The organism is Micromonospora sp. 15K316 (genome assembly GCF_004348525.1).
Classification (GTDB): Bacteria; Actinomycetota; Actinomycetes; order Mycobacteriales; family Micromonosporaceae; genus Micromonospora.
This window is the reverse complement of sequence record NZ_SMKG01000222.1, coordinates 1-10072: the sequence shown is the minus strand read 5'-3', so window position 1 is coordinate 10072 and position 10072 is coordinate 1. Positions and strand designations below refer to the sequence as shown.

Annotated in this window: 11 protein-coding genes; 7 read left to right on the top strand and 4 right to left on the bottom strand. The window is 74.5% G+C overall.

Features of this window, described 5'->3' with window-relative positions; genetic code table 11:
• Positions 1 to 402 precede the first annotated feature (402 nt).
• The 5 genes from E1211_RS27075 (at position 403) to E1211_RS27050 (ending at position 3949) form a co-directional block, all read left to right on the top strand.
• Positions 403 to 1008, top strand: coding sequence for a winged helix-turn-helix domain-containing protein (locus tag E1211_RS27075; RefSeq protein WP_132352222.1), 606 nt, complete (start codon positions 403 to 405; stop codon positions 1006 to 1008).
• A gap of 28 nt (positions 1009 to 1036) precedes the next feature.
• Entirely contained in the window at positions 1037 to 1684 is a 648-nt protein-coding gene (locus tag E1211_RS27070) for a uridine kinase (protein WP_132352220.1), read from the top strand.
• A gap of 210 nt (positions 1685 to 1894) precedes the next feature.
• Positions 1895 to 2293, top strand: a complete 399-nt coding sequence (locus tag E1211_RS27065; protein WP_132352218.1) for a TraR/DksA C4-type zinc finger protein — start codon at positions 1895 to 1897, stop codon at positions 2291 to 2293.
• Positions 2294 to 2341: 48 nt separating this feature from the next.
• The gene (locus E1211_RS27060) at positions 2342 to 3214 is read left to right on the top strand and encodes a DUF72 domain-containing protein (protein ID WP_132352216.1); all 873 of its coding nucleotides are present in this window, start codon (positions 2342 to 2344) and stop codon (positions 3212 to 3214) included.
• Positions 3215 to 3520: 306 nt separating this feature from the next.
• On the top strand, positions 3521 to 3949 hold the full coding sequence (locus E1211_RS27050) for a DUF2267 domain-containing protein (RefSeq protein ID WP_132352212.1): 429 nt from the start codon (positions 3521 to 3523) through the stop codon (positions 3947 to 3949).
• Between the two features lie 36 nt (positions 3950 to 3985).
• Here the strand turns inward: E1211_RS27050 and E1211_RS27045 are convergent, their stop codons facing one another.
• Entirely contained in the window at positions 3986 to 4738 is a 753-nt protein-coding gene (locus E1211_RS27045) for a DUF72 domain-containing protein (protein WP_132352210.1), read from the bottom strand.
• A gap of 7 nt (positions 4739 to 4745) precedes the next feature.
• On the bottom strand, positions 4746 to 5495 hold the full coding sequence (locus E1211_RS27040; RefSeq protein WP_132352224.1) for a PIG-L deacetylase family protein: 750 nt from the start codon (positions 5493 to 5495) through the stop codon (positions 4746 to 4748).
• A gap of 215 nt (positions 5496 to 5710) precedes the next feature.
• Between E1211_RS27040 and E1211_RS27035 the strand changes: the two genes are divergently transcribed.
• Both E1211_RS27035 and E1211_RS27030 read left to right on the top strand, forming a co-directional pair.
• Entirely contained in the window at positions 5711 to 6001 is a 291-nt protein-coding gene (locus tag E1211_RS27035; protein WP_132352208.1) for a hypothetical protein, read from the top strand.
• Between the two features lie 3 nt (positions 6002 to 6004).
• On the top strand, positions 6005 to 7285 hold the full coding sequence (locus E1211_RS27030; RefSeq protein ID WP_132352206.1) for a cupin domain-containing protein: 1281 nt from the start codon (positions 6005 to 6007) through the stop codon (positions 7283 to 7285).
• 58 nt (positions 7286 to 7343) lie between these two features.
• Here the strand turns inward: E1211_RS27030 and E1211_RS27025 are convergent, their stop codons facing one another.
• Both E1211_RS27025 and E1211_RS27020 read right to left on the bottom strand, forming a co-directional pair.
• Positions 7344 to 8009, bottom strand: a complete 666-nt coding sequence (locus E1211_RS27025) for a hypothetical protein (protein WP_132352204.1) — start codon at positions 8007 to 8009, stop codon at positions 7344 to 7346.
• A partial coding sequence (locus E1211_RS27020; protein WP_132352202.1) for an FtsK/SpoIIIE domain-containing protein occupies positions 8006 to 10072 on the bottom strand: 2067 nt, incomplete at its 5' end. The genes E1211_RS27025 and E1211_RS27020, both read right to left, overlap by 4 nt.

Below are 10072 nucleotides of genomic sequence, written 5' to 3'. Positions count from 1 at the left end.
GGCTGACGCCGGGATCGCCGTCGAGCCGGGACGCTGACCCCGACCCGTCCCGCCACGGTCGCCGCCGCCGTCGCGCCGATGTGACGCCGGGGTGGCGGGCGACGATCCGTTGCCGCGGTGCCCGAGTCCCTTTGGGAGCGTGCCCGGAGCGGCGCCCTCCGCCCCGGCAGGGCGTGCGAGTCGAATGTGAACCCGGCGGGGACCCCCCGTAACGGGTCATCCGGGCGACTCTGCTGTAATCATCAAACCTCGTACGCAGAGCGAGCATCCGGCTCCGATGTGTTCGTCAAATGTCACATTCATGCAACGTAGCGGCCTCTTGACCCTCGCACGGGTGCCGGGAAGCATCGATAAAGCGGCGTCCCGGGCCGTGGGGAGATCCCCGACCAGCCAAGGAGGACCATGTCGGTCAGCCCCGCCTCGTCGCGCGCCGGATGGCACACTGCTCAACCCGCGGTACCCGGCCGGCCCCCCGGCGGTCAACGCCGCCCGGCGAACACGCCCGCGCCGGTGCTCACCGTCACCCTCTCCATCCCGCTGACGTGCGAGGAGTCGCTGACCCCGCCGGCCCGGCGACTGCTCGACGCCGCCCGCGAGCTGATCGAGCAGGGCGAATGCGTCGTGACCGTGCCCGCCCCCACCGTCGAGCGGCGGGCCGACGTGCCGGCCAACCGGGCGGCGTCCCGCTCGCTCGCCGCCGCCGTCCCCACCCTGCACATCCTCGCCTCGTCCCGCTCGGTGCTGCGCGACGGCGAGCCGCTGCCGCTGACCCGTCTCGAGTTCGACCTGCTGCTGCACCTCGTCGCCCACCCCCGCCGGGTCTTCACCCGGCTGCAACTGCTCAACGCCGTCTGGGGCTACGAGCACGCCGGCGTCCGCACCGTCGACGTGCACGTCCGCCGGCTGCGCGGCAAGGTCGGCGTGGACGTACCGCTGGTCACCACGGTCTACGGCGTCGGCTACCGGCTCGCCGACGACGCCCGGGTCACCCTCGACCGCAGCGGCTGACCCGGCGGCCGCCAGGCAGGATGGTCGCGTGCGCATCCGACCCATCTCGCCCGAACTGCTCGTCACCGAGCTGGCCGACCGCCTCGCCGAGCAGGCCGCCACCGCAGCGCCCGGGCGGCTGCGCGTGGGTGTCGACGGCCCGGACGCCGCCCGGCCGGAGGAGCTGGCCGCCGCGCTCGTCGATCCGCTGCGCGCGCGGGGTCGCCCGGTGCTGCACGTACGCGCCGAGAACTTCCTGCGCCCCGCGTCCGTCCGCCTCGAACACGGCCGGACCAACCCGGACGCCTACTACGAGGGTTGGTTGGACGAGGCCGGGTTGCGCCGGGAGGTGCTCGACCCGGCCGCTCCGGACGGCTCCGGCCGCCTGCTGCCGTCGCTCTGGGACGCCACGGCCGACCGCGCCAGCCGGGCGGGGTACGTCGAACTGCCGCCCGGCGGTGTGGTGCTGGTCAGCGGTCCGCTGCTGCTCGGCGGCGGCCTGCCCCTCGACGTCACCGTTCACCTGCTGCTCTCCCCGGCGGCGCTGCGCCGGCGCACCGACGCCGAGCTGCGGTGGACCCTGCCGGCCTTCGACCGGTACGCCGCCGAAGTGGCCCCGGCCTCCTTCGCCGACGTCGTGGTGCGCATGGACGACCCTCGTCACCCCGCCCTCGTCGAATACGCGGCACCCGGCTGAGCGGGCCCCGGGCCGACGCCGAGGGACGGGGTGGCGCCTGCCCCGAACCACCGCCGGTGACCGGAAAATCCCCGGTTTGATCGCCGGATCCGGTGGGTATTCGCCCGGCTCACAGAGCACGGGTGATCGCCCGTGCACCGGACGCGACCGTGACCGGGGCCCCGTGCGCCGGGCCCCCGGTTGACCAGAGGCCAGGAAAGGCAGGCAGCCATGCTCGTCCACGACACGGTAGGAACGGGCCGAACCGAGGCGGAGACCGACAAGATCCGGCTGTCCCTCCAATCGCGCTACGACGAGCTGTCCGCGGAGTACGAGCAGGCGGTGCTGCAGAGCCAGGTGCTGCGGCTGGTCGAGGTCGGCGACACCGCCGGCGACGACCAGGCCGACAGCGGGACCAAGACCGCCGAGCGGGACACCGCCCAGTCGCTGCTGCGTACGATCCTCGACCGCCGCGCCCAGTACGAACACGCCCTCGCCCGGCTCGAAGAGGGCACCTACGGCTTCTGCGAGGGCTGCACGGCGCCGATTCCCGTGGAGCGGTTGGAGATCTTCCCGTCCGCCACCACCTGCGTCACCTGCAAGCAGACCCGCGAGCGGCGGGCGGCCTGACCAGAGCGTGTGGTTGCCGGTCGGTCCGGGACGCGGTGAACTTCACCCATGGGTGACATCCTCGTGGGCACCGCCTCCTGGACCGACCGGACGCTGTTGGACTCCGGCTGGTACCCGCGGACCGCCGACACGCCGGAGAAGCGGCTCGCGTACTACGCCCGTCAGTTCCCGCTGGTCGAGGTGGACGCCACCTACTACTCACCGCCGGCGGAACGCACCGCGCGGCTCTGGGCCGAGCGCACCCCGGCCGGCTTCACCTTCAACGTCAAGGCGTTCAGCCTGCTGACCGGGCACCCCACCCGGGTCAGCGCGCTCTACAAGGACCTGCGACCGGAGACCGAGAAGCGCAACGTCTACCCCGACGACCTCGCCCCGCAGGCGTACGAGGAGGTGTGGACGCGCTTCCTCTCGGCGCTCGACCCGCTCGTCGAAGCGGGGAAGCTCGGGGCGCTCCTCTTCCAGTTCCCGCCCTGGTTCACCATCAAGCGGGACAACAAGCAGTACCTGCTGGAGGTCGCGAAGCGCTGCGCGCCGCTGCGGCCGGTCTTCGAGTTCCGGCACTCCTCCTGGTTCGACGGCGACAACCGGGACGAGACGGTGGGGTTCCTCCGCGAGCACCGCCTGCCGTACGTCTGCGTGGACATGCCCCAGGGGCACCGCTCGTCGGTGCCGCCGGTGCTGGCCGCCACCGCGGACCTCGCGGTGGTGCGGTTCCACGGGCACAGCGACAAGTGGACGAGCACCGACATCCACGAGAAGTTCGGCTACCGCTACTCCGACCGGGAGTTGCGTGACTGGGCGCCGAAGCTGCGCGAGCTGGCCGACTCCGCCCAGCGGACCCACGTGCTCATGAACAACTGCTACCGGGACTATGCGCAGACCAACGCGGCCACCCTCGCCGGCCTGCTCGGTGCCGACTGACGCCGCTCGCGGCCCGGCTCACCCGGGGAGGGTGAGGACGGCTCACCCTCCCGGAGGACACCGTGGAGATCGCGTGCGGTCGGTGGACCGACCCACGCATCACGAGGAGGTGACCGGGAATGACGGCTCGGGTGGTGGTGGATCCCCGACGCGGGGCCGTGCTGCACGTGGTCGGCGGGTCGCGCGACCCGCGCGGCGCCCGGCAGGCGGGGCGACGGAGCCCCGTCCAAGCCCGGCCCGGCCCGGCGGGGCCGCCGCGGCGCGACGACGACCGACGCTGGGTCAACGACGATCGGGGGTGGGAAGATGGCTGAGCAGTTCATATCGGCGGTCGAGTCCTCGCTGGACAAGACGAACCTGATTCTGAAGGACATCGAGGACGCCTACGGCTGGCCCAAGGCGCAGCGCAACCAGTCCTATGCCGCGTTGCGGACCGTGCTGCACCTGCTGCGGGACCGGATGCCGGTGCAGGAGAGCGTCGAGTTCGCGCAGCAGTTGCCGATCCTCGTCCGCGGCATCTACTTCGACGGGTGGAAGCCGTCCGACGTACCGGTGAAGCTGAACCGGGAGGACTTCCTCTACGAGGTGCGGCAGGGCTTCCCGTACGACGTGGCGGGCGGCACCGAGCGGGTCGTGCAGGTGGTGCTCGACACCCTGCGCCGGCACGTCACCCAGGGCGAGTGGGATGACGTCAAGGAGACCATGCCCCGCGACCTCGCCCGGATGATGCCGTGACAGGGCCCCGGCCCGCCCCGGACCGGGGCGGGCGGGTCACCGGGGCGCGACGCGGCTGACCGGGAGCCCGTCCCGGCGGCACAGGGCGGCGAACGCGACCGCGTCGGCGATCGCCGCGCCGCCCGGGTCGTTGTTGAAGTAGACGTACGCCGGCGCCTCGTCGAACGCGTCGGCGAGCCGGCGTACCCACGACGTCAGCGCGGCGCGGCCGTAACGCGGGTGCGGGTGGGCCCGCCCCTCGTGCAGCCGTAGGTAGCCGAAGTCGGCGGTACGCCACAGCGGTGTGACGGGCCGGCCGAGCCGGTCCGCCCAGACCAGCGCCGCCCGGTGCCGCTCCAGCACCCGGCGGGTGTCGGCGCCCCACCAGGAGGCGTGTCGTGGCTCCACCGCCACCCGTACGTCCGGCGGGAAGCGGCGCAGGGTGGCGTCGAGCAGCGCCACGTCCACCGCGAGGGTGGGCGGCAGTTGCAGCAGCACCGGCCCGAGCCGGTCGCCGAGCGCCGTGGCCCGGTCGAGGAAGCGGGCGACCGGTTCGGCCGGCTCCCGCAGGCGCTTGACGTGGGTGAGGTAGCGGCTCATCTTCACCGCCACGCAGAAATCGTCGGGGGTACGGGCCCGCCAAGCGGCGAACGTGTCCCGCTCCGGCAGCCGGTAGAAGGCGTTGTTCACCTCCACCGTGGCGAACCGCTCGGCGAAGTGCTCCAGCCAGAGCCGCTGCGGCAGCCCGTCCGGGTAGAACCGGCCCCGCCAGTCGCGGTACTGCCAGCCGGAGGTGCCGAGCAGGATCATCGGCGGGCTACCAGAGCTGCAGCGGGAAGACCTCGAACGCGACACCGAAGCGGACCCCGAGCCGGGTCCCGGCCGGCCGGGCGTACCCCTCCAGGAACTCCTCGGGGTCGAAGCCGCCGTCACCCAACCCGGCCAGGTACGCCGCGTGTGCCCGCAGCGACTCGACTCCCCGCGCGAAGGTCTCGGTGACGTCCACCCCGTGCTTCGCCTGCGGCGACGTGGCGGCCCAGACCTGCCGCACCCCGTTCCACCGCCGCAGACCGTCGGTCAGCTGCTCCGGGAAGACCCAGCGGTTGCCCGCGTCGCGGACGGCGTCCAGCACCGCCCGACCGGTGGCGATGTGGTCGGCCTGGTTCAGCGCGTACGCGCCGTCCCAGGTGTCGCGGAAGTTGTTCGTGATGACGATCTCCGGGCGGTGCCGGCGCACCACCTCGGCGACGGCCCGGCGCAGCGGCACACCGTACTCCAGGATCCCGTCGGGAAGCCCGAGGAACTCGACGGTGTCGACCCCGACGAGCGCCGCCGACGCCCGCTGCTCCCGCTCACGGGCCTCGCGGGCCTGCGCCGGCGGCATCCCGTCGATACCGGCCTCGCCGCTGGTGACCAGGCAGTAGACGACCTGCTTGCCCTGCCCCGTCCAGCGCGCCACGGCCGCCGCCGCGCCGAACTCCAGGTCGTCGGGGTGGGCCACCACGGCCAGCGCCCGTTGCCACTGCTCGGTCACCGGTTCGAGTGGGGTCATCGCCGGCTCGGTCATCGACACCTCCTGCACCTTCGTCCGCTCCATCCTGCCACCGTCGCCGTCTCCCGCTGCCGCCCGGACCGGCGTACGGCGGCCCGCCTGACGCTGACCCCGAACCGCCTATGTCCCTCATGTCGGACGTCTACCGTGAGGTTAGGAAGCGAGCGTGGGGGTAGCACTCGCTGCACAGAGACCCCGGCGTACGGCGGGGCCGGCACGAGGGAGCACCGATGGCACTCAGCGACGACGACATGACCACCATGGGCGCCGGCGGCGACGAGGGCCCCGCCGACGGCGGCGCGACGCCGGGCAAGCGGGACGGCGGCGCGGACGGCAGCGCCGACCAGGGCGTCGAACGGGGCATGGACCGGGGCGCGGACCAGGGCGCGGAGGGACCGGCCGACGGTGGCGCGACGCCCGGCAAGCAGGACGGCGGCGCCGACGGTGGGGCGGAGGGACCCGCCGACGGTGGCGCGACGCCCGGCAAGCAGGACGGCGGCGCCGACGGCCCCGCCCACTGAGCGATGGTCGCCACGCAGCTCGACCCGCCGGGCGGCCGCGTCCGCCCGGCGGCGCAGCCCCTGACCGCGTCCGCGGCGCTCGCCCGGTGCGTGGCCGTCGAACCGGCGAAGTTCGCCGCCGCGCACTGGGGTCAGACCCCGCTGCTCTCCCGCGCCGACGAGCTGCCCGACCCGGCCGGCTTCACCGACCTGTTCAGCCCCGCCGACGCCGACGAGCTGCTCAGCCGGCGCGGCCTGCGCACCCCCTTCCTGCGCATCGCCCGTGACGGCGAACTCGTGCCGCCCGGGCGCTGGACCGGCGGCGGCGGCGCCGGCGCCGAGATCGGCGACCAGGTGCTCGACGAGCGGGTGCTGGAGCAGTACGCCGCCGGCGCGACCCTGGTGCTGCAGGGCCTGCACCGCACCTGGCCGCCACTGATCGACTTCGCCCGCGACCTGAGTCTCGCGCTCGGCCAGCCGTTGCAGGTCAACGCCTACCTCACCCCGGCCGGCAACCAGGGCTTCGCCACCCACTACGACACCCACGACGTCTTCGTCCTCCAGGTCGACGGCCGCAAGCACTGGCGGATCCACCCGCCGGTGCTGCCCGACCCGCTGGAGAAGCAGCCCTGGGGCGGCCGGGCCGACGAGGTGGCCGCCACCGCGCAGGGACCGGCCGCGCTCGACGTGGTGCTCGCCCCCGGGGACGCGCTCTACCTGCCCCGCGGCTGGCTGCACAGCGCGCAGGCGCAGGAGTCCTCCTCGCTGCACCTGACCGTCGGCGTACGCGCCCTCACCCGCTACGCGCTGGTCGAGGAGCTGCTGGCGCTCGCCGTCGAGGACCGCCGGTTGCGGGCCGGCCTGCCGCTGGGCACCGACGTCTGCGACCCCGACAGCATCGAGCCGGAACTCACCGAGACTGTCGAGGCGCTGCGGGACTGGCTGCTACGGGTCGACCCGACCGCGCTGGCCGACCGGTTGCGGCGGCGTGCCTGGCCGGCCGCCCGGCCGGCGCCGATCCGCCCGCTCGCCCAGGCCGCCGCCCTCGACGCCCTCGACGTGGAGAGCCGGCTGACCCTGCGTCCCGGGCTGCGCTGGCAGCTCGTCGCCGAGGCCCCGGACCGGGTCGCGCTGCGGTTGTTCGACCGGACCGTCACGCTGCCCGCCCAGTGCGAACCGGCGGTCCGCGCCCTGCTCACCGGCGCGGTCGGCCGGGTCGGGGACCTGCCCGGCCTGCCGGACGACGCCGACCGGCTGGTCCTGGCCCGCCGCCTGCTCCGCGAGGCGGTGGTCGTCCCCGCCTGACACCGGGCCCGGCCGATCGGTCCGGCGGCCCGGCACCGGGCAGACCGCTGCTCGCCGGTCAGCGGAAGACGACGAGCAGGAGCACGGTGGCCGCCAGCCCGGCGCCCAGCACCACGGTGATCGGGCGGGGACCCAGCACGGCGTTGCGCCGGTCGGCGAGCATCTTCGCCGGCACCAGCCCGACCAGCGGGCCGAGCAGCGTCACCATCAGCGCCAGCACCGGCATCCCGACCGCCAGGTCGCCGCCGTAGCCCGCTCCGGCCGCCCGGGTCGCCGCGCCGAGGGCGTACGCCAGCACCGCGCCGCCCACCCCGCAGCCCGCGAGCAGCGGGTTGGCCGAACCGGGCAGCTCACCCGGCTGGCGGGTACGGTCGAGCAGTTCGCGCACCTGACCCAGCAGCAGCACCGGATCGGCGTCGACGCCGGCCGTCGGCACGGGCGGCCCGGTGAGCCGGCGACCGGCGCTGCCGAGCCGCTCACGCAGCAGCTGCCACAGGTGCGCCGCCTCCGCCTCCACCCGCTCCTGCAGCTCCCGGGCGTCGGCCAGCTCGCGTTCGGCCCGCTCCACCTGCTCCTCCGCCTCGGCGACGGCTCGCTCGGCGGCGGCGCACTGCCGCTCGTGCCAGCTCTGCGCCTCCTCCCGCTGGGCGTGCACGCGGGCGCTGACGTCGGCCAGCCTGCGCACCTGCGCCGCGTACGTCTCGCTGGGAACCGGTTGACTCATCGCGACGGTCCATAGGGGATGATCACTTGGCCGGTGCGGTGCACCGCCCGGTCGAAGAAGAGCCCACGCCACGGGCGGGGATACCAGTCCGGGCCGCCGGTGCCCGGATAGAGCGACGAGCCCAGCTCGCCGCCGTGCGTGTCGAGCGCCACCCAGGCCCCGATCTGGTCGGTGCGCGCCGCCGGGCCGCCCAGGTCCGCCCGCATCCGCGCCACACCGCGCCACCAGGCCAGCACGTGCGTACGCCGCTCCGGCCCGTCGTGCAGGATCCGGCGCAGCCGCTCCAGCCCGGTACCCCCACCGGCCCGCGCCGCCAGCGCGCCGGCCGCCGCGTCCACCGCGAAGAGCAGCAGGTAGTGCGGATCGCCCGCGCTCGCCAACCCGTCCGCCGTCTCGGCCATCAGCTCGGGGACCGTCTCCTCGTCGTACCAGGCGGCGTCCTCGGCGAGCTCCTCGTAGAGGGCCCGGGCGATCGGGTCCGCGTCCGGGTCGAGGCAGGCGATGGAGAATCGCGCCGTGCCCGGAGGGTGCTGCCGGGCCAGCGACCGGGCCGCCGCGTCGAGCACCGCGCACGCCTCGTCGACCCGGGTGCCGAGCACCGCCAGGTTCCGCCCCGGCGCCCGCGGCAGCCGCAGCGCCGCCGAGCGGGCCTGCACGTCGATGATCTCGCCGAGCAACGCGACCGGGCCGCGCGTCGTACCGTCGCCGGGGGTCAACGCCCGGAAGTCCGGCGCGTCGACGAGCCGCGGGATCGCGTCGCCGTCGAAGAGCCGGGCCGGGGCGGCGTCCTGCGGGCGCATCCGCCACAGCCGGTGCTGCAGCCCGCTCCACGTCTCCCAGTCACTGGCCGACGGGATCCGGGCGACCTGGTTCCCCTCCGGCAGCCCCGACTCGGCGTTGATCACCGCGTGCCAGCGCGGCAGCGACTGGGCGGCGTCGTTGCGTTCGGCCAGGATCCGCAGCGCCTTGGGCAACGCGATCCGCAGCGTGAACTGGGCGACCAGCGCCGGCCGCCCCCACAGCGCCTCGATCCCGCGCACGTCCTGCGAGGCGAGGACCAGGTGGATCCCCTGCGAACGGCCCCGGCGGGCCAGATCCTCCAGCAGGTCGGCGGCCTCCCGGGCGACCACGTCCCGGCCGGCGAGCAGCATCTGGAACTCGTCGACCACCGCCACGATCCGCGGCCAACGACCGGTCGGGTCCACCGCACGCAGCTCGGCCAGCTTGGTGACCTCGTGCTTCTTCGCCGCGTCGGCCCGCCGACGCAGCTCCTCGGCGAGGAACCGCAGCAGCGCCAGCCCGAACTCCCGATCGGTGTTCACGTTGATCCCGACCAGCCGCATGTGCGGCAGCCAGCTCGGGTCACGCCGGCCCTGCGCGAACCGGGCGAACGACACCCCCTCCTTGAAGTCGAGCAGGTAGAACTCCAGCTCGGCGGGGGAGTAGCGGGCGGCGAGCGCCCCGATCCAGGTGAAGATCAGATTCGTCTTGCCGGTGCCGGACGGCCCGCCGATCAGCGCGTGCGGCGGGTAGTCGCCCAACGTCAGCAGCACCGGGCGACCCTGTGGCCCCTCGCCGATCGGTGCGGTCAGCCCGGTGGCCGAATCCTCCCGCCACATCTGCTCCGGGGGCGGGAGCAGGTCCGTGAACGGTGTCGGCGCGGGACCGGCGTTGACCCGGGCGGCCACGTCCCGGCAGGTCTCGGTGACCAGGGGCGCCGGCGGCGGCGGGTCGAGTCGTACGGGCAGGCCCGGTGGGGCGCCGAGGCGCGCGCCGCCCAGTTCGGCCACCACCCGGGTGACCGTCGGATCATCCGGCAACGCCACGCCGCGTACCACGAGGTGCACACCGCACGCCGCGCCCGTACGGACCACCCGGTCGAGCTGGCCGCGCTCGTGGCGGGAGAGCTCGTCGCCGCCGAGCAGCACCGCCACCCGCCACGGTTCGGGCCGGCGGCCCGTCGCGGCGGCCAACTCCCGCAGCGAGCTGTGCTCCCCGGCCAGCACCGTCTCGTTGATCCGGCGGATCTGCTCGACGAGGTCGTCCAGCAGCCGGCCCAGCCC

What these genes read in the sequence shown, in the direction of transcription:
- E1211_RS27035 (WP_132352208.1), top strand. Translation starts at nt 5,711, where the DNA reads ATGGCACTCAGCGACGACGACATGACCACCATGGGCGCCGGCGGCGAC.
- E1211_RS27025 (WP_132352204.1), bottom strand. Translation starts at nt 8,009, where the DNA reads ATGAGTCAACCGGTTCCCAGCGAGACGTACGCGGCGCAGGTGCGCAGG.
- E1211_RS27045 (WP_132352210.1), bottom strand. Translation starts at nt 4,738, where the DNA reads ATGATCCTGCTCGGCACCTCCGGCTGGCAGTACCGCGACTGGCGGGGC.
- E1211_RS27065 (WP_132352218.1), top strand. Translation starts at nt 1,895, where the DNA reads ATGCTCGTCCACGACACGGTAGGAACGGGCCGAACCGAGGCGGAGACC.
- E1211_RS27060 (WP_132352216.1), top strand. Translation starts at nt 2,342, where the DNA reads ATGGGTGACATCCTCGTGGGCACCGCCTCCTGGACCGACCGGACGCTG.
- E1211_RS27075 (WP_132352222.1), top strand. Translation starts at nt 403, where the DNA reads ATGTCGGTCAGCCCCGCCTCGTCGCGCGCCGGATGGCACACTGCTCAA.
- E1211_RS27050 (WP_132352212.1), top strand. Translation starts at nt 3,521, where the DNA reads ATGGCTGAGCAGTTCATATCGGCGGTCGAGTCCTCGCTGGACAAGACG.
- E1211_RS27040 (WP_132352224.1), bottom strand. Translation starts at nt 5,495, where the DNA reads ATGACCGAGCCGGCGATGACCCCACTCGAACCGGTGACCGAGCAGTGG.
- E1211_RS27030 (WP_132352206.1), top strand. Translation starts at nt 6,005, where the DNA reads ATGGTCGCCACGCAGCTCGACCCGCCGGGCGGCCGCGTCCGCCCGGCG.